We start from the raw sequence: 17,542 nt of genomic DNA on the forward strand, positions 1-17,542 counted from the left end.
CCTGCTTCCGCCATTGTCACGCCGCGCGCGATTGAACGCGGCGGCGGGTTTCCTCGCGCATCTCGATCGCGACGTCGATCTGCCGGAGATAGGCGCGTTCCGCGGTCAGGGCGGCGCGCGCGGCGTCGGGTGTCGTGCGCACGAAGCGGATCGGCAGGTTGAGCCGCGCCTGCGCGAGTTTCCAGAGATCCGCGCGGATCACCGTGCCGATCTTCGGATAGCCGCCGGTGGTCTGCGCGTCGTGCATCAGCACGATCGGCTGGCCGTTCGGCGGCACCTGGATCGTGCCGGGCAGCACCGCATGCGACAGCAGCTCGACCGGCCGCTCGCGCACCAGCTCGGCGCCGGCGAGACGATAGCCCATCCGGTTGCTGTTCGCGGTGACGAGCCATTCCTCGTCCCAGAACGCCTGCTGCGAATCGGCCGCGAACGACGCGTAGTCGGGGCCCGGCAGCACGCGCACGGGCATCGCCCACGGCGCATGCGCGGGCCGGTGGCGGCGCGGCGGTTCGTCGACGCGCACGAACGCGCACCACGCAGGCGCCTTCACGCCGAATTCGGGCGCATCGGCTGCGAGGCAGCCGGCGCCGGCCGGCGGCACCCCGACCGGAAGCCGATCGCCATCGCGCAGCGCGCGGCCGCCGAGGCCGCCGAAGCGCGATGCGAGATCGGTGCTGCGCGAGCCGAGCATCGGCAGCACGTCGATGCCGCCCGCGATGCACAGGTAGCCGCGCATCCCGCGTTTCGCGGCCGGCAGCACGAGCGTCTGCCCGGCGTCGACCGGCAGGCTCCACCACGAATACACGGGCTTGCCGTCGAGCGTCGCGCCGAATTCGGTGCCGGTGATCGCGATGCGCGTCGCGCGCGTGAAGCGGAACGCGGCCGGGCCGATCGTGATTTCGACGGCCGCCGCGTCGGGGCGATTGCCGACCAGCCGGTTGCCGACTTCGAGCGCGAGGCCGTCGAGCGCGCCGCCCTGCGCAACGCCGAGATGGCGCATGCCGCGGCGGCCGAGATCCTGCACGGTCGACAGCGGGCCGGCGCGGACCACCTCGATCGTGCCCGGTGCGGTGTTCTGGCTCATGTCGGGTCGACTCCGGCAATGGTGAAGCGCACGCGGTCGCCGGGCAGCAGCAGCGTCGGCTGCGGCCGCACCGGGTCGAACAGCACGTGCGACGTGCGGCCGATCAGCTGCCAGCCGCCGGGCGACGTGGCCGGGTAGATGCCCGTCTGCGCACCGCCGATGCCGACCGAGCCGGCCGGCACTTCCAGGCGCGGCGCCGCGCGGCGCGGCGTGTGCAGCGACGCATCGAGGCCGCCGAGATAGGCGAAGCCCGGCTGGAAGCCGACGAAGAACACGACGTATTCGCCGGCTGCGTGTCGCGCGACGACTTCGTCGGCCGGCAGCCCGGTATGCGCGGCGACGGCCGCCAGGTCGGGGCCGGCCGCACCGCCGTATTCGACCGGGATCTCGATCTCGCGGCCGTCCGCATGCTCGACGTCGGCGGTTTCCCATGCGTCGCGCAGCGCGGGCGTGAGCGACTCGGCCGTCGCGGCGAGCGCGTCGAACACGATCGTCAGGTTGTTCATGCCCGGCACGACGTCGATCACGTCGGGCCATGCGCGCGCGATCTCGGCGACGGCCCAGACGCGGCGCTGGCAATCGAGCGTGGCGGGCGGCGGCACCTCGCAGACGAGGGCGGCATCGCCGAGCGGATAAATGCGGGGTTGCGTCATCGGACTGGCACGGTTCGGACGGCAATGTTAGCGCACATTGTCAATAACATATCGATAACTTACCAATAAGCGTTTTCGCCTAGCCCGTATACCCGGGCTTCTGACGTACACTCGGCACACCCTGACATCCTGCTTGCGCCGCCTTTCCATGAAGCGTCCCCCGACCAAGATCGTGTCATCCGAACACCTCGTTTCCGATTCGAGCGCGGAGCTGTCGGAACTCGAATACGGGCTCATCATGGCCGGCAATGCCTTCAACCGCTGGATGGTGCGCTGCATGTCGGCCGCGGGTGCGAAGGACATGACGGCGGTCGAGGTGTCGCTGCTGCATCACGTCAGCCATCGCGAACGCAAGAAGAAGCTCGCCGACATCTGCTTCGTGCTCAATATCGAGGATACGCACGTCGCGACCTATGCGCTGAAAAAACTGATCGCGCGCGGCTATGTGAAAAGCGAGAAGAGCGGCAAGGAAGTGTTCTTCTTCGCGACCGACGCGGGCCGCGAGCTGTGCATGAAGTATCGGGAGGTGCGCGAGCATTGCCTGATCGAGACGCTGAAGGACAGCGGCCTCACCAACGAGCAGATCGGCGACGCGGCGCAGCTGCTGCGCCACGCATCGGGCCTCTACGACACCGCCGCGCGCGCGGCGGCGTCGCTGTAAACGATTGCGGACAGGACGGTCGACGCGGTGACGCGCGGCATGCCGCAGACGCCGCGTCGCGCGCCCCGTCATCCGGCGGCCGGGTAAAGCGCGCCGTCGGTCACGATCCAGCGCATCGCGAGATCGTGCGCTTCGGCCGGCAGCGCATCCACGCGGCACGCTTCATACGCAATGCCGACCGTCACCGGCAGCGTCTCGCCCGGCCACACCGCGAGCGTGCGGTCGTAATAGCCGCCGCCATAGCCGAGCCGGTAGCGCTGCAGATCGAATCCCACACACGGAATCAGCAACAGATCGGGCACGACGACGACCCCGGACGCCGGCTCCGGAATCCGGTGATGCCCTTCGCGCATCGGCGTGTGCGCATCCCACGCATGGAACGCGAGCGGCGTGTGCTTCTCGCCGATCACCGGCAGCGCGGCGCGGCGACCTGAGCCTGCCGCGGACCACGCGAGCACCGCGTCGCGTGCGTCGAATTCGCCCGGCAGGGGCCAGTAGAAGCCGACCGTGCGCGGTGCGAGCCGTTCGAGCAACAGGCGCAGCCGCGCGTCGAGCGCGGCATTCGCGGCGGGCTGCGACGCGGCGTCGCGACGCGCGCCGGACAGCGCTTTGCGCAGTGCAACCTTCGGGTTCGGCACAGGGTTGCATGCTATGCTTTCGCTCACTTCGTGCTCCATTCAAAACGATGTCGAACAGCCTTTTCCGAGTATATCGCGCGGTCGCGTTCGCGCTTTCGGCCGCCGCGCTCGTCGCCGGCACGGCCGCGTGCGCCGCACCGAACGACGACACGCTCGCCGGGGACGACCAGATCTTCGTGCAGCTGCGCGAAGCCGCGCGCCGCAACGACGCCGCGAAGGCCGCGCAGCTCGCGGCGATGATTCCGAACTATCCGGTCCCGTCCTACGTCGAGTATTTCCAGATCAAGCCGCAACTGTTCGATTCGACGGGCCGCGCACGTGTCGACGCTCCCGACGCCCCCGTGCAGTCGTTCCTGCAGCGCTACGACGGCCAGGCAATCGCCGACCGCCTGCGCAACGACTACCTGCTCGTGCTCGGCGCGCGCCACGACTGGCGCAGCTTCGACGACCAGTACAAGCGCTTCGTGCTCGACGACGACACGCAGGTCAAGTGCTACGCGCTCGAATCGCGCGCGGCGCGCGGCGAGAACGTCGCCGAGGCGGCGCGCGCGCTGCTCGTCGAGCCGAAATACTACGGCGACGCCTGTGTCGACCTGATTACGGCGCTTACCGTCAACCAGCAGTTCACGAGCGACGACGTGTGGCTGCAGGCACGCCTCGCGTACGAGCAGAACTACACGACACTCGGCGGGAAGATCGTCGACGCGCTCGGGCCGCGGCCGGTCGGCTTCGACCAGGCAACCAGCGCGCCGCCGCTGTACCTCGCGCGCGGCGTCGGCCCCGACGCGGCATCGCACCAGCTCGCGCTGATCGCGCTCGGCCGCATGGCGCGCAACGACCCGGACGCCGCGGCGGGAATGCTGACGTCGATCGCCGGCTCGCTGACGAAGCAGGAGCAGGCGATCGCATGGGGTGCGATCGGCTACCAGGGGGCGATCAAGCGCTCGGCGCTCGCATCGGTCTGGTATGCGAAATCCGCGAACGCGCCGCTGTCGAACCCGGGTTACGAATGGCGCACGCGCGCCGCGTTGCTCGCCGGCAACTGGCCGATGGTGCGCTGGTCGATCGAACAGATGCCGCCGTCGCTGCGCAGCGATCCGGCGTGGATCTACTGGCATGCACGCGCGCTCAAGCAGAGCGGCGACACGCTGCAGGCGAACCAGGAATTCGAGCAGGTCGCGGGCCAGTTCAACTTCTACGGACAGCTCGCCGGCGAGGAGCTCGGCCAGCGCACGTCGATCCCGCCGCGCACGAAGGTGAGCGACGCCGACGTCGACGCGATGAGCAAGATCCCGGGCTTCGCGCTCGCGCAACGCTTCTATGGGCTGAACCTGCGCCTCGAAGGCAACCGCGAATGGAACTGGCCGCTGCGCGGGATGACCGATCGCCAGCTGCTCGCGGCCGCCGAATACGGCAAGCGTATCGACCTGCTCGACCGCACGGTCAACACGGCCGACCGCACGAAGGCCGAGCACGATTTCACGCTGCGCTACCCGTCGCCGTACCGCGACATCGTCGAGCGCTACGCGCAGTCGACCGGCCTCGACGTCGAATGGGCGTACGGGCTGATCCGCCAGGAATCGCGCTTCATCACGAACGCGCGTTCGTCGGTCGGCGCGGGCGGGCTGATGCAGTTGATGCCGGCCACCGCGCAGATCGTCGCGAAGAAGCTCGGGATGGGCGCGATCACGCGTGCGCAGATGCATGACATCAATACGAACATCCAGCTCGGCACCTGGTACCTGTCGGACATCTACAACAACTTCGACAGCTCGCCGGTGCTGGCGACGGCCGGCTACAACGCGGGCCCGGGCCGGCCGCGCCAGTGGCGCCAGGTGTTGACGCAGCCGGTCGAAGGCGCGATCTTCGCGGAGACGATTCCATTCAACGAGACGCGCGACTACGTGAAGAACGTGCTGTCGAATACCGTTTACTACGCGGCGCTCTTCGAGGGCAAACCGCAGTCGTTGAAGAAACGCCTAGGCATGATCTCGCCCTGATCCGCCATCTTCACACTGCCGCGCGAGACGCGGCAGTGTGCTTTTGAGGTCACCATCATGGATCGTCAGACCGTCGCGCTGTTGGGTGGCACCGGCTTCATCGGCAGCCGGCTCGTCAATGCGCTGATCGACGCCGGCAAGCAGGTGCGGATCGGCACGCGGCGGCGCGAGCATGCACGCCACCTGCAGATGCTGCCGGTCGAGATCGTCGAGCTCGACGATCTCGATACGCGCACGCTGGCGCGGTTCGTTGCCGGCGCGCATGCGGCCGTCAACCTCGTCGGCGTGCTGCACGGCGGCCGCGGCACGCCGTACGGGCCCGGGTTCGAGCGCGCGCACGTCGCGCTGCCGGCCGCGCTGGCCGCCGCGTGCGTCGAAGTCGGCGTGCGGCGCGTGCTGCACATGAGCGCGCTCGGCGCCGATTCGCACGGCCCGAGCATGTACCAGCGCTCGAAGGGCGACGGCGAGGCCGCGCTGCATGCGGTCGCGGCGACCGATTCGCTCGCGCTGACGATCTTCCGCCCGTCGGTCGTGTTCGGCCCCGGCGACGCGTTCCTGAACACGTTCGCGAACCTGCAGCGCACGCTGCCGGTGCTGCCGCTCGCGATGCCCGACGCGCGCTTCCAGCCGGTGTTCGTCGGCGACGTCGTGCGCGCGTTCGTCAACACGCTCGATCTCGCGGCCGCGCACGGCAAGACCTACGAACTCGGCGGCCCGACCGTCTACACGCTCGAGCAACTGGTGCGCTATTGCGGCACGCTGGTCGGCCGTCAGGCACGCATCGTGCGCCTGCCCGACGCGCTCGCGCGGCTGCAGGCGAGCGTGTTCGAATGCCTGCCCGGTGAGCCGGTGATCACGCGCGACAATCTCGCGTCGATGTCGGTGCCGAACGTGCTGTCCGGGCCGCTCGCGCCCGAACTCGGGATCGCGCCCGCGAGTCTCGAGAGCATCGCGCCCGCGTATCTCGGCCATGCCGCGCGGCGCTCCCGCTTCGACTGGTTCCGCTCGCGCCGCTAGGCGTCGCGGGCCGTCGCTTCCGTCATTCACTTTCGCGCTTTTCGGAACCTCGCCATGAAACTCATCATTGGAGACAAGAATTACTCGTCGTGGTCGATGCGGCCGTGGCTGCTGCTCGCGCATTTCGGCATCCCGTTCGACGAGATCGCCATCGAGCTGCGCCGCGACGATACGGCCGCGCGTATCCGCGAGTATTCGCCGACCGGCAAGGTGCCGTGCCTGATCGACGACCACGGCGTCGCGATCTGGGATTCGCTCGCGATCGCCGAGACGCTCGCCGAGCGCTATCCGCAGTTCCCGATGTGGCCGGCCGATCCGCTCGATCGCGTACATGCGCGCTGCATCTCGGCCGAGATGCACTCGGGCTTCGCCGCGCTGCGCACGCAGATGGGGATGAACGTGCGCGCGTCGATGCCGGGGCGCGGCGCGACGCCCGATGCGCTTGCCGACGTCGCGCGCATCGACGCGCTGTGGGGCGCATGCATCGAGGCATCGGGCGGACCGTTCCTGTTCGGTGAATTCGGGATTGCCGATGCGATGTATGCACCCGTCGTGATGCGTTTCAACACGTATGCGCCGGAGTTGTCGCCGGAGGCGGCCGGGTATGCCGCGCGCGTGACGGCGCTGCCGGCGGTGCAGCGCTGGATCGATGCCGCGCGCCGCGAAACCCACGTGATCGCCGAATACGAACCGACGCCATGAACATCTACGCAGTAGGCGGAGCGATCCGCGACGAATTGCTCGGCGTGCCGGTGCAGGACCGCGACTACGTGGTGGTGGGCGCGACGCCCGAGCAGATGGCCGCGCAGGGCTTCCGGCCGGTCGGCAAGGATTTCCCCGTGTTCCTGCATCCGGATACGCAGGAGGAATACGCGCTCGCGCGCACCGAACGCAAGACGGCGGCCGGCTATCACGGCTTCCAGTTCTACTACGCGCCGGACGTGACGCTCGACGAGGACCTCGCGCGGCGCGACCTGACGATCAACGCGATGGCGCGTGAAGTGAGCCCGGAGGGCGCGCTGGTCGGCCCGGTGATCGATCCGTTCGACGGGCAGGCCGACCTGCGTGCACGTGTGTTCCGACACGTCGGCGACGCGTTCGTCGAGGATCCGGTGCGGATCCTGCGGATCGCGCGCTTTGCCGCGCGCTTCGCGGATTTCACGGTCGCGGACGATACGCTCGCGCTGATGCGGCGGATGGTCGACGCGGGCGAAGCGGACGCGCTGGTGCCCGAGCGCGTGTGGCAGGAGATCGCGCGCGGGCTGATGGAGGCGAAGCCGTCGCGGATGTTCGCGGTGCTGCGCGAGTGCGGCGCGCTCGCGCGCATCCTGCCCGAGGTCGACGCGCTGTGGGGCGTGCCGCAGCGCGCGGACTACCACCCGGAAGTCGACACGGGCGTGCACGTGATGATGGTCGTCGACTACGCAGCGAAGCAGGGCTACTCGCTGCCGGTGCGCTTCGCGGCGCTCACGCATGACCTCGGCAAGGCGACGACGCCCGCCGACGTGCTGCCGCGCCATGTCGGCCACGAAGGCCGCAGCGTCGATCTCATCAAGCCGTTGTGCGAGCGGCTGCGCGTGCCGAACGAGTGCCGCGATCTCGCGCTGGTGGTCGCGCGCGAGCACGGCAACCTGCATCGCGTGATGGAAATGGGCGCAGCCGCGCTGGTGCGGCTCTTCGAGCGCAGCGACGCGCTGCGCAAGCCCGCGCGCTTCGCCGAGATGCTGCAGGCGTGCGAATCGGATGCGCGCGGCCGGCTCGGGCTCGACACGCAGCCGTATCCGCAGGCCGAGCGGCTGCGCGTGGCGCTGGTGGCGGCGCGCAGCGTCGACGCGGGTGCGATCGCGCGCGGCTTCGCCAACGATGCGATGCAGATCAAGGACGCCGTGCATCGCGCGCGCATCGAGGCCGTCAAGCAGGCACTGGCGATCGGGGAATAGTGCGCAAGCGCCGGGTGGCGTGGTGCGCCGCCCGGCCGCCTGCCGTCATTGCTTCGTGCGGGCGGTGGCGCGGCGGGCCGGGGTGGCGGCGGCCGGACGTTTGCCGGCGGCCGCGCGCGGCTTCCCGGCCGCTGGCTTGGCCGCCGGGCGGGCTGGCGTGTCGACGGGCGCGGCCGCGATCGAATCCGCGTCGCGCTCGCGCTTCGGTGCGGGTTTGCGGCGGCTCACGCGCGGTTCGCCCGGCGCCGCGCCGGCATCGCGTGCGAGCAGTCTGATCTTCATCGCCTCGGATCCCAGCTCGGCGCCGTTGTCGTCGAAGAGCGGCAGCGTGCCGACCGCGATCATTTCGGCGGCCCCGTCGCCAACGTTCGCGACGCGGTGGCGCTTCCTCGCGTCGAAGTGCAGCGAGTCGCCGGCAGACAGCGGGTAATCCTTCTTGCCGATCGTGTAGCAAAGCCGGCCGGTCAGCACGTACACGAACTCGTCGCCGCCATGCGCGACCCATTCCGAACGGTAGCCCTCCATCATCCGGACCTTGAGCGCGTTGATCTGACTGCCGTCGAAGGTGGTGGACAGCCGCTCGTACCACTGCGACGCGGCATCGACCGCGTACGGTTCGCGGCGTCCCGCGTGCGAGTCGGGCTGCGCCTGGCGCGGCTGGTCGATCAGCGTGCCGAGCGGCACGTTCAGCGCCTTCGCGACGTTGACGAGCGACGACAGCGAGATGCCCGTGAGGTGGCGCTCGACCTGCGACAGGAACCCGACCGACAGGTTCGCTTCGGTCGCGACTTCCAGCAGCGTCTTCTTCGCTTCCCGGCGCAGGCGGCGAATGCGCTGGCCGATACGCATGATGTCTGAATCCATGAATCTCTTTCGTGGCAACGAGTCGCAAGGCGAGCGGAGGGGCGGTGCCGTCGCCGGGATGCGGCTTTCCGCGAATCGCACGAAGCACGGCCGTCGGGACGACGATGCCGGCGCATTGTACCGCGCACGCCGGCGCCCGGATGCCAGGACGCCAGGCGCCCCGCGTCATGCAGGGCCACGTGGGGCCGCGCCGCCGTCGCGCGCGGTGCCGGCAATTTTAGCCCTACGAAAATTTTGGCTTGACCTCGATTTCAGCGTGCTCTAGATTCTGTCGCTCGCATCAAACAAAGTTAAGTGAGACAAAAATTTCCCCGAAAATCCGTCGATGGAACGACACCGCGGCACGGCTGCCCGCCGGGCCGCGCTTCGTCCCCGCACGGGCGGCGTGCCGCGCCAGGCATGCGCCGGCGCGTGACGCCGCCGGCCGCCGACAACAATCAATAACGGGTATCCGATGATCGATCGACTGAAATACAGCTTCTCCGGCCTTCCCTCGTACGACGCGTCCGTCGCCGACACGCAGGCCGGCCTGTCGCGACTGCTCGACGCCGCCCGGCTCGACGCGGTCGTGGTCACGTCGCAGGACGAGTACATCACCGAATACCTGCCGCGCCGCAACAACCCGCGCTACGCGCTGTCGGGCTTCGACGGCTCGGCCGGCTGCGGGATTTTCCTGAGCGCGGCGACCGCGCAGGCGCTCGGCGTGCCGCCGTTCGTGCTGTTCGTCGACGGCCGCTATCACCTGCAGGCCGAACAGCAGTGCGACCCGGCCCGCGTGCGCATCGAAAAGCTCGGGATGAACGTGACGATCTGGCAGGCGCTGGCCGACTGGCTGCTCGCGCACGCGAGCCGGCTCGCGCGGGTCGGCTACGACGCGCTGCGGATCAGCGTCGCGCAGCGCGACCGGCTGGTCGAGCGCACGCAGGCGGCGTCGCTCGACTGGACGAGCCTCGTCGAGCGCGAAATCGACCGCGCGATCGCGCTGCCGGGCTGGGTGGTCGAGCGGCCGATCTTCGAACTGCCGGACGCGATGACCGGCGCGAGCGTCGCGGACAACCTCGACGCGCTGAACCGGCGGCTCGCCGCGCACACCGGCGCGGCGCCCGGCAAGACCGCGTTCTTCACATGCGCGTCCGACGATCTCGCTTACCTGCTGAACAGCCGCGGCTATCACATCCCGAATGCATCGTCGCACCTGGGCTTCCTGTTCGCGGTCGGCGAGCAGGTCGCGCTGTTCCTGCCGGAAGGCTGCGACCGATGTCCGGTCGAACTGGCGTCGTATCCGGCGCTGCACGTGATCCGGCGCGACTTCGCCGAACTCGAGCGCTTCCTCGCGCAATTCGCGGTCGACCACGTGTGCTACGGGTTCGAATCGGTCAACTGCGCGCTCGTCGAGTCGGTGCGCCGCGTGTGGCCGCATGCGCGCCACGCCGATTTCAACCCGGTGGAGGCGCTGCGGGCCGGCAAGACGCCGGCGGTGCTCGACCGGTTCCGCGACGCGTTCGCGCGCAGCTCGGCGGCGATCGCCGAAACGATGCGCTGGGCGAAGGCCGGCGAGCCGGGGCAGCGCCATACCGAGTACGACCTGGCCCGCACGATCAACGACGCGTACGGCGCCCGCTCGGCGGTCGCGCTGACGTTCCCGTCGATCGCGGCGAACGGCGCGAACAGCGCATTCGCGCACTACACGGCGGCGAGCGCCGACGTCGAGCTGACGGAAGGCGAGCTCGTGCTGCTCGACAGCGGCGCTTACTACGACGCCGGTTTCGCGACGGACTGCACGCGCGTCGTGCTGCGTCGCACGCGGCCGGAGACGGTCGCGCAGCCGTGGCAGCGCGAGATCTACACGGTCGCGCTGAAGGCGTGCATCAAGGGGCTCGTCACGCGCTTCCCGAAGGCGGCGACGGGCGGTGACGTCGATGCGACGGTGCGCCAGGTGTGCCGCGACCACGGCTACGATTTCGGCCACGGCACCGGGCACGGCGTCGGGATCCACGTGCACGAGGGCGGCGTGCGGTTCGCGCCGGGCGCGCAGTACGGGCTGGTGCCGAATGCGGTGATTTCGGTCGAGCCGGGCATCTACCTGCCGGGCAAGGGCGGTGTGCGGATCGAGAACATCGTGATCGTGCGCGCGGACGACGAAGCATCGGACACCGTGGCGTTCGAGAACATCGTCACGGTCGGCTACGACTGGGACCTGATCGACGTCGAGCTGCTGAACGACGACGAGCGCGCGTACCTGCGCGACTACGAACGGCTTTGCGTGGAACGCGGCACGCAGGTCACCGCGTGTCCGCTGCTTTAAGACGGGGAAGTGCGCGCGGCCGCGGCAGGGCCGCGCGATGCGCAGCCGGCGCGTCGGTGCGCCGGCGTGATCGGTACGTCAGTGGAATCGGGGCAATCGGTGAAGTCGGTGCAGTCGGTGCAGTCGGGGCATCAACGCATCAGCGCCGACACGCGCCCGTCCGGGCCATAGACCCCGGCCGGCGCGGGCGCCGAGCGCAGCACCGCGAGCGCGCGCTCGTTGTAGTCCATCCGGATCCGGATCAGCATCCCGTTGGTCGCATTGGCCTGGCGCGCGCGTTCGGCGGCCTGCAGCAGCAACTGCCAGCGGCCGGCGAGGCGGGCATCGCGCTCGGCGGCCTGGTCCATCCCTTTCTTGCCGGCCGGAAAGCCGAGCGCGGACAACTGCGTGTCGCGCGTGCGCTCGAGCTGCGCGAGCCGGTCGATCAGCGCGCTTTTCTTCTCGACGATGCCGGGCAGCATTTCAAGCGGCTCCGGCGTCGTCAGTGCCTTTTCCTCGTAGGCGAGCAGGGACGCGAACGCTTCGACCGTCGCGTGTTCGTCGTTGACCGTGGCCAGCAGCTCTTCTCTCATCGCGTCATGCTCGTCGCGCCGGCACGCGTGTCCGCATGCCGGCAAACCAGGGGACCGGTCAGGGCGTGACGGGCCCCGGGCCGGCTCAGTTGCCCTGCGGGCGCTGCTTTTGCAGCAGGTCGCGGGCGGTATTCAGTACGCCGTCGGCGATCTTGTTCACGTCGATCGTCAACGTGCCGTTGTTCAGCGCGTCCTTGATCGACTGGACGAGGGCCGTGTCGATGTCGGCGCTGCCGGAGGCCGACAGCGAACGCAGCTGGCCGGACAGACCCGACAGGTTCACGGTCGTGTCGCCGCCGGTCGATCCTGCGTCGGCCGCCTGCGCGGACGACGACGAAGCCGCGCCGGATTGCGCGCGGGTCGCGCCGTTGCCGGTCGACGCGAGTGGGCTCGGGTTCGGAGTGGAATCGATCTTCACGATGGGTTTCCTGTACGGTATGACCCAGATAACGGCCGGGTCGGCCCGAACTTTAGCATCGTGAGCCCGAAATCCTCCGAATAAACAATTCTTTACAATCTTGCGGCGCGATCCGTCCCTATAGCGGAATTTCCACGGTCCCGGCGTCCTTGACGATCGCCGTGACGATCTGGCCCGCCGCCATCCTGACCCGCACCGACTGGCCCGGCGCCGCATTCGCGAGCGCGCTGCCATCGGCCGAGATCGTGAAGCCGGGGCCGGCCGCGACGACCCGCACCGTCTGGCCGGCCGACACCGACGCGGCACTCTTCAGCATGTCCTGGCGCAACGGCAGCCCGGCCGAGATCCGGGCCAGCGCGATCGCGCCGACCGCCTGCGCGGGATCGGTGATCACCGCCAGCGGCAGCACCGTCAGGTCGCCGTCGCGCGCGACGAGGTCGGCCGCGGTGAGCGGCTCGCCGGGCGCGATCTGCCGAGCGGCGACGTAATAGGTGGCCTGCACGGCGACCTTCGCCTGCAGATAGACGGTCCACGGCCGCTCGCCGGCGCAGCGCACGCCGACCGTCGTGCGGCCCCACAGGCGCGCACCGGTCGGCAGGAATGCCTCGAGCGTCGTGCACGCGGCGAGTCCGCGCGGAAACGCGGCCGCGACGGTCGCGGTGGTCTTGCCCGGCAGGCCCGCGACCTGCTGCTGCAGGAACGCGAGGGCCGTGCGCCGGATCGTGTCGGGGTCCTGCTGGCCGGGTAGCGTGGCCGGCTGGGACGCGGTGGTGGCCTGGGCCGGGTTCACGGCAGCGCCCGGCGCGCGCGAGGCCGGCGCGGCTGAAGCGGCCCGGGCCGCCGCCATGCGCGCGGCGATGGCCGCTCGCGCGGGATTCGATGCGGGTTCGGCCGTGCCGGCGACGACGGTCGCGACGGCACCCGGATCGGCGGCGCGCCGCGCGTCATCGCCGGCGTTCGTGCGCGCGGTGGCGTAGGCGGGGCGCGGCGCGGGCGCCGGCACGGCGGCCGGCGGCGGGACGCTCGTCACGACCATCGCGCCGGCCGGCGGCGCCGCATAGCCGGCCGAGGCCGTGCCGGTCACGCCGGCGCCACCGCCCGCGCCACCCGCACCGCCGGCCATCGCCATGCCCGTACCCGACGCCGTGCCCGCATTCCCGCCGAACTGCCCGCCGCTCGCCGCGTTCGCATGCGCGAGCGCGGTCTCGGCCGTCTCGCCGCGTCCGGGAATCACGATCATCCCGTCGTCCGCGTGCGCGAGCGGCACCGCGAGCCACAGCGCCGCGGCGAGCGCGAACGCACGCGCCATGCGCGTGCCGCGTCCGTCGTTTCCGCGAAGTGCGCCTGTCATCGCCGTGTCCTCGAAGCCGTTGATCCGATTCGCATTCTAGGGAGCCGGGCCGTCGCGCAAACGATGAATAGAGGGGGCCTTTGCCGCGTTATTCGTCCGATTGCCGGTTGCGCCCGACGCCTACCATCGCTGTCATGGAAAAAAGCCCCTTGGGTCGCCATCCGGCGCAAGGGGGCGTGCAGCGCTTCATACGGAGAGACGCACACATGCTGGACAAACTCGATGCCGAATTCGCGTTCGGCCGACAGGCGCTCGACGTGCGCGCCTATCGGCAGGAACTGCTGTCGTCGAACATCGCGAACGCCGACACGCCCGGCTACCAGGCCCGCGACGTCGATTTCGCGTCGACCCTCGCGCGCTCGCTGAAGCAGACCGGCGGCGGCCTCGCGCCGAGCAACGCCGCGCAATTGCCGATGGCGCAGCCGGCCGGCGTGACGAGCGGGATGACGATGGTGTCGACGGCGCCGGGCCACATGGCCGGCACCGCGAAGCTGATTCCGACGGGCGGCCCGGCCGACGACTACGGTCGCGCGCAGTACCGGATGCCGCTGCAGCCGTCGCTCGACGGCAACACGGTCGATCTCGACGTCGAGCGCGTGCAGTTCGCGAACAACGCGCTGCACTACGAAACCGGGATGACCGTGATGACCCAGCAGATCAAGGCGATGATCGCCGCGATCTCGACGAACTCGTAAGCGCGCGCCGCTTCCGTATCCGAGCACAAGGAGCCCCCATGCCCTCGTTGATGAACATCTTCGGCGTCGCCGGTTCGGCGCTGTCCGCGCAATCGCAGCGCCTGAACGTCACCGCGTCGAACCTCGCGAACGCCGACAGCGCGACCGGCCCCGACGGCAAGCCGTACAAGGCGAAGCAGGTCGTGTTCGCCACCGACCCGATCGGCGGCGCGCGCACCGCGTCCGGCCAGGGCGTCGGAGGCGTGCGCGTGACGAAGGTGGTCGACGATCCGTCGCCGATGAAGTCGACCTACGACCCGGCGAACCCGGCCGCCGACGCGAACGGCTACGTGCAGATGCCGAACGTCGATCCGGTGCAGGAGATGGTGAACATGATCTCGGCGTCGCGCTCGTACCAGGCCAACGTCGAGACGCTGAACACCGCGAAGACGCTGATGCTCAAGACGCTGACGATCGGCACGTAAGCCGCGCGCAGAGCGACCGTCCCCATCGAGACCCAGACCCGACAGTTCCGAAACAAGGCCACCCAGGATGACTTCCTCCAGCACGACGATCGGCGGCAGCGGCACCAACGTGTCGACCCTGCCGACCGACACGATGAACACCAACAACGTGTCGACGAACGGCACGTCGGCGAGCGATCTGCAGGCGACGTTCCTGAAGCTGCTCGTCACGCAGCTGCAGAACCAGGATCCGACGAGCCCGGTCGACAGCTCGCAGATGACGTCGCAGCTCGCGCAGATCAATACGGTGAGCGGCATCGCGCAGCTGAACACGTCGCTCACGTCGCTGTCGACGCAGCTCGCGGCCGGGCAGCAGACGCAGGCCGCGCTGCTGATCGGCACGAACGTGCTCGCGCCGGGCAACAGCGTCGCGGTGAAGAGCGGCGCGGCGTCGCCGTTCGGCGTGTCGCTCACGAGCGACGTGTCGAACCTGACGATCACCGTGAAGAACAGCTCGGGCGCCGTCGTCAACACGATCGACGCGGGCAAGCAGTCGGCCGGCACGGTGCCGTTCAACTGGACGCCGACGGATGCGGCCGGCAACGCGCTGCCCGACGGCAACTACACCGTGAGCGCGCAGTACACGGGCTCGGACGGCAAGACGTATGCACCGACCGTGCTCGCGGCCGCGCAGGTGCAGAGCGTGATCAAGCAGGCCGACGGCACGGCGGGGCTCGTGCTGTCGAACGGCACGACGGTGGGCTTGACCCAGGTCGCGTCGATCTTCCCGAACACCGCGTCGTCGTCGTCCGGCGGCACGACCACCACCAACTGATCCAGCTTTCTCGAAAACGGAGACCGAAATGGGTTATCAACAGGGTCTGAGCGGCCTCGCCGGCGCATCGAACGCGCTCGACGTGATCGGCAACAACATCGCGAACGCGAACACGGTCGGCTTCAAGTCGAGTACCGCGCAGTTCTCCGACATGTACGCGAACTCGGTCGCGACGTCGGTCAACACGCAGATCGGGATCGGTACGACGCTCGCATCGGTGCAGCAGCAATTCGGCCAAGGCACGATCAACACGACGAACTCGTCGCTCGACGTCGCGATCAACGGCAACGGCTTCTTCCAGATGTCGAACAACGGCGTGACGACGTACTCGCGCGACGGCACGTTCCAGCGCGACAAGAACGGCTTCATCGTCGATTCGCAAGGCCGCAACCTGATGGGTTACGCGGCCAGCACGGGCGGCGTGGTCAACACCGCGCAGACCGTGCCGCTGCAGGCGCCGACCACCAACATCGCGCCGACCGCGACGACCAAGATCACCGGCCAGTTCAACCTGAACTCGCAGGACACGGTGCCGGCCAAGACGCCGTTCAGCGCGACCGACACCACGACGTACAACTACTCGACGTCGATCCAGGTGTACGACTCGCTCGGTGGCTCGCAGGCGGTCAACATGTACTTCGTGAAATCGGCGGCCGGCACGTGGGAAGCCTACGCGGGCGTGCAGGGCGGCACCACGACGGATCTCGGCACGGTGACATTCAACTCGTCGGGCGCGATCCAGAGCACGACGACGGGCACGCCGGCCACCCCGACCGCATCGCTCGGCCAGTTCCAGTTCACCGTCCCGAACACCGACGGCTCGGCGACGCCGCAGCAGCTCACGCTCGACCTGACCGGCACCACGCAGTACGGCGGCAAGGACGGTGTGAACAACCTCGCGCAGGATGGCTATGCGAGCGGCACGCTGACGACCTTCTCGATCGGCGCCGACGGCAAGCTGACCGGCAACTATTCGAACGGCCAGACGGCGGTGCTCGGCCAGATCGTGCTCGCGAACTTCAACAACCCGAACGGGCTCGTCAACCTCGGCGGCAACCAGTACGCCGAATCGTCCGCGTCGGGCGTGCCGCAGATTTCGTCGCCGGGCAGCACGAATCACGGTGCGCTGCAGGGCAGTGCGCTCGAGAACTCGAACGTCGACCTGACGTCGCAGCTCGTCAACCTGATCACCGCGCAGCGCAACTACCAGGCGAACGCGCAGACGATCAAGACGCAGCAGACCGTCGACCAGACGCTCATCAACCTGTAATGCGCGGATAACCGGCAGCCATGGACCGACTGATCTACACGGCGATGACGGGCGCGTCGCAGTCGCTCGACCAGCAGGCGATCGTCGCGAACAACCTCGCGAACGCGTCGACGACGGGCTTTCGCGCGCAGCTCGCGACGTATCGCGCGGTGCCGATGAATTTCGGCGACGGCAGCAACATCGACCCGACGACGACGCGCACCTACGTGCTCGCGTCGACGCCCGGCGCGGATTACGCACCGGGCCCGATCACGCGCACCGGCAACCCGCTCGACGTCGCGGTGCAGGGCGCCGGCTGGCTGTCGGTGCAGACCGCCGACGGCAGCGAGGCGTACGCGCGTGCGGGCAACCTGCACGTCGACGAAAACGGCCAGCTCGTCAACGCGAGCAACCTGCCGGTGATCGGCAACGGCGGCCCGATCTCGGTGCCGCCGAACGCGGAAGTGACGATCGGCAAGGACGGCACGGTGTCCGCGCTGATGCCGGGCGACCCGCCGACGGCGGTCGCGATCGTCGACCAGATGAAGCTCGTGAACCCCGACCCTGCCACGCTCACGCGCGGCAACGACGGGCTGTTCCGCACCGCCGACGGCAATCCGGCCGACAGCGACCCGGGCGTGGTCGTCACGCCGAATTCGCTCGAAGGCAGCAACGTGAACCCGGTGACCGCGATGGTCGCGATGATCGACAACGCACGGGCGTTCCAGCTGCAGTCGAAGCTGATCCAGACGGCCGACCAGAACGAGCAGTCGGCGAACCAGCTGCTCAACTTCAGCTGAGCGGCACGGCCCTCGCT

18 protein-coding genes are annotated in these 17,542 nt (G+C 69.3%); 11 read left to right on the plus strand and 7 right to left on the minus strand.

Features of this window, described 5'->3' with window-relative positions; all coding sequences use genetic code 11:
* Positions 1–16 precede the first annotated feature (16 nt).
* Positions 17–1,084 (minus strand): biotin-dependent carboxyltransferase family protein, encoded by a 1,068-nt coding sequence (locus tag LGM71_RS27845; protein ID WP_059607386.1) that lies wholly within the window; start codon positions 1,082–1,084, stop codon positions 17–19.
* On the minus strand, positions 1,081–1,737 hold the full coding sequence (gene pxpB / locus LGM71_RS27850; RefSeq protein ID WP_059607384.1) for a 5-oxoprolinase subunit PxpB: 657 nt from the start codon (positions 1,735–1,737) through the stop codon (positions 1,081–1,083). Before pxpB ends, LGM71_RS27845 begins: the two co-directional genes overlap by 4 nt.
* Positions 1,738–1,885: 148 nt before the next feature.
* Between pxpB and LGM71_RS27855 the strand changes: the two genes are divergently transcribed.
* The gene (locus LGM71_RS27855) at positions 1,886–2,398 is read left to right on the plus strand and encodes a winged helix DNA-binding protein (RefSeq protein ID WP_059607383.1); all 513 of its coding nucleotides are present in this window, start codon (positions 1,886–1,888) and stop codon (positions 2,396–2,398) included.
* Between the two features lie 68 nt (positions 2,399–2,466).
* On the opposite strand, the gene LGM71_RS27860 is transcribed toward LGM71_RS27855, so the two are convergent.
* Positions 2,467–3,075, minus strand: a complete 609-nt coding sequence (locus LGM71_RS27860) for a 5-formyltetrahydrofolate cyclo-ligase (RefSeq protein WP_059607382.1) — start codon at positions 3,073–3,075, stop codon at positions 2,467–2,469.
* An 8-nt stretch (positions 3,076–3,083) separates the two neighbouring features.
* Between LGM71_RS27860 and LGM71_RS27865 the strand changes: the two genes are divergently transcribed.
* The 4 genes from LGM71_RS27865 to LGM71_RS27880 are packed head-to-tail and all read left to right on the plus strand — an operon-like array spanning position 3,084 to position 7,993.
* A complete protein-coding gene (locus LGM71_RS27865) occupies positions 3,084–5,036 on the plus strand; it encodes a lytic transglycosylase domain-containing protein (protein WP_174909399.1) in 1,953 nt (650 codons plus the stop codon).
* A 57-nt stretch (positions 5,037–5,093) separates the two neighbouring features.
* Entirely contained in the window at positions 5,094–6,053 is a 960-nt protein-coding gene (locus LGM71_RS27870) for a complex I NDUFA9 subunit family protein (protein WP_124626955.1), read from the plus strand.
* A 54-nt stretch (positions 6,054–6,107) separates the two neighbouring features.
* Positions 6,108–6,755 (plus strand): glutathione S-transferase family protein, encoded by a 648-nt coding sequence (locus tag LGM71_RS27875; protein ID WP_059607377.1) that lies wholly within the window; start codon positions 6,108–6,110, stop codon positions 6,753–6,755.
* The gene (locus tag LGM71_RS27880; RefSeq protein ID WP_124902959.1) at positions 6,752–7,993 is read left to right on the plus strand and encodes a multifunctional CCA addition/repair protein; all 1,242 of its coding nucleotides are present in this window, start codon (positions 6,752–6,754) and stop codon (positions 7,991–7,993) included. The genes LGM71_RS27875 and LGM71_RS27880 overlap by 4 nt, the downstream gene beginning before the upstream one ends.
* A 45-nt stretch (positions 7,994–8,038) precedes the next feature.
* On the opposite strand, the gene LGM71_RS27885 is transcribed toward LGM71_RS27880, so the two are convergent.
* Positions 8,039–8,857: a helix-turn-helix domain-containing protein gene (locus LGM71_RS27885; RefSeq protein ID WP_226117613.1), complete on the minus strand. Its 819-nt coding sequence runs from the start codon at positions 8,855–8,857 to the stop codon at positions 8,039–8,041.
* A gap of 454 nt (positions 8,858–9,311) precedes the next feature.
* Here LGM71_RS27885 and LGM71_RS27890 point away from each other — a divergent pair, with 454 nt between their 5' ends.
* Positions 9,312–11,162: a M24 family metallopeptidase gene (locus tag LGM71_RS27890; RefSeq protein WP_124626950.1), complete on the plus strand. Its 1,851-nt coding sequence runs from the start codon at positions 9,312–9,314 to the stop codon at positions 11,160–11,162.
* Positions 11,163–11,293: 131 nt separating this feature from the next.
* Here the strand turns inward: LGM71_RS27890 and LGM71_RS27895 are convergent, their stop codons facing one another.
* The 3 genes from LGM71_RS27895 to flgA form a co-directional block, all read right to left on the minus strand.
* Entirely contained in the window at positions 11,294–11,734 is a 441-nt protein-coding gene (locus tag LGM71_RS27895; RefSeq protein ID WP_039317824.1) for a flagella synthesis protein FlgN, read from the minus strand.
* 85 nt (positions 11,735–11,819) lie between these two features.
* Entirely contained in the window at positions 11,820–12,152 is a 333-nt protein-coding gene (flgM, locus tag LGM71_RS27900; RefSeq protein ID WP_124626948.1) for a flagellar biosynthesis anti-sigma factor FlgM, read from the minus strand.
* A 118-nt stretch (positions 12,153–12,270) separates the two neighbouring features.
* Entirely contained in the window at positions 12,271–13,503 is a 1,233-nt protein-coding gene (gene flgA / locus LGM71_RS27905) for a flagellar basal body P-ring formation chaperone FlgA (RefSeq protein WP_124626947.1), read from the minus strand.
* Positions 13,504–13,709: 206 nt separating this feature from the next.
* Between flgA and flgB the strand changes: the two genes are divergently transcribed.
* From flgB to flgF, 5 genes are all read left to right on the plus strand, one after another.
* Complete coding sequence (gene flgB, locus LGM71_RS27910) at positions 13,710–14,198, plus strand: flagellar basal body rod protein FlgB (protein ID WP_059448497.1); 489 nt, start codon at positions 13,710–13,712, stop codon at positions 14,196–14,198.
* A gap of 38 nt (positions 14,199–14,236) precedes the next feature.
* Entirely contained in the window at positions 14,237–14,662 is a 426-nt protein-coding gene (gene flgC / locus LGM71_RS27915; RefSeq protein WP_059448498.1) for a flagellar basal body rod protein FlgC, read from the plus strand.
* A 67-nt stretch (positions 14,663–14,729) separates the two neighbouring features.
* Positions 14,730–15,476, plus strand: a complete 747-nt coding sequence (gene flgD / locus LGM71_RS27920; protein WP_124626945.1) for a flagellar hook assembly protein FlgD — start codon at positions 14,730–14,732, stop codon at positions 15,474–15,476.
* 28 nt (positions 15,477–15,504) lie between these two features.
* A complete protein-coding gene (gene flgE / locus LGM71_RS27925; protein WP_226117614.1) occupies positions 15,505–16,746 on the plus strand; it encodes a flagellar hook protein FlgE in 1,242 nt (413 codons plus the stop codon).
* 20 nt (positions 16,747–16,766) lie between these two features.
* Positions 16,767–17,525: a flagellar basal-body rod protein FlgF gene (gene flgF / locus LGM71_RS27930; protein WP_226117615.1), complete on the plus strand. Its 759-nt coding sequence runs from the start codon at positions 16,767–16,769 to the stop codon at positions 17,523–17,525.
* Positions 17,526–17,542: the final 17 nt, after the last annotated feature.

The sequence above is a fragment of the Burkholderia sp. AU33545 genome, from assembly GCF_020419685.1.
Lineage (GTDB): Bacteria > Pseudomonadota > Gammaproteobacteria > Burkholderiales > Burkholderiaceae > Burkholderia > Burkholderia diffusa.

Coding starts and splice junctions, on each gene's coding strand:
- flgA (WP_124626947.1), bottom strand. CDS start 13,503: ATGACAGGCGCACTTCGCGGAAACGACGGACGCGGCACGCGCATGGCG.
- LGM71_RS27880 (WP_124902959.1), top strand. CDS start 6,752: ATGAACATCTACGCAGTAGGCGGAGCGATCCGCGACGAATTGCTCGGC.
- flgF (WP_226117615.1), top strand. CDS start 16,767: ATGGACCGACTGATCTACACGGCGATGACGGGCGCGTCGCAGTCGCTC.
- LGM71_RS27890 (WP_124626950.1), top strand. CDS start 9,312: ATGATCGATCGACTGAAATACAGCTTCTCCGGCCTTCCCTCGTACGAC.
- flgC (WP_059448498.1), top strand. CDS start 14,237: ATGCCCTCGTTGATGAACATCTTCGGCGTCGCCGGTTCGGCGCTGTCC.
- flgE (WP_226117614.1), top strand. CDS start 15,505: ATGGGTTATCAACAGGGTCTGAGCGGCCTCGCCGGCGCATCGAACGCG.
- LGM71_RS27860 (WP_059607382.1), bottom strand. CDS start 3,075: ATGGAGCACGAAGTGAGCGAAAGCATAGCATGCAACCCTGTGCCGAAC.
- LGM71_RS27895 (WP_039317824.1), bottom strand. CDS start 11,734: ATGAGAGAAGAGCTGCTGGCCACGGTCAACGACGAACACGCGACGGTC.
- LGM71_RS27875 (WP_059607377.1), top strand. CDS start 6,108: ATGAAACTCATCATTGGAGACAAGAATTACTCGTCGTGGTCGATGCGG.
- LGM71_RS27885 (WP_226117613.1), bottom strand. CDS start 8,857: ATGGATTCAGACATCATGCGTATCGGCCAGCGCATTCGCCGCCTGCGC.
- flgD (WP_124626945.1), top strand. CDS start 14,730: ATGACTTCCTCCAGCACGACGATCGGCGGCAGCGGCACCAACGTGTCG.
- LGM71_RS27855 (WP_059607383.1), top strand. CDS start 1,886: ATGAAGCGTCCCCCGACCAAGATCGTGTCATCCGAACACCTCGTTTCC.
- LGM71_RS27865 (WP_174909399.1), top strand. CDS start 3,084: ATGTCGAACAGCCTTTTCCGAGTATATCGCGCGGTCGCGTTCGCGCTT.
- pxpB (WP_059607384.1), bottom strand. CDS start 1,737: ATGACGCAACCCCGCATTTATCCGCTCGGCGATGCCGCCCTCGTCTGC.
- LGM71_RS27845 (WP_059607386.1), bottom strand. CDS start 1,084: ATGAGCCAGAACACCGCACCGGGCACGATCGAGGTGGTCCGCGCCGGC.
- LGM71_RS27870 (WP_124626955.1), top strand. CDS start 5,094: ATGGATCGTCAGACCGTCGCGCTGTTGGGTGGCACCGGCTTCATCGGC.
- flgB (WP_059448497.1), top strand. CDS start 13,710: ATGCTGGACAAACTCGATGCCGAATTCGCGTTCGGCCGACAGGCGCTC.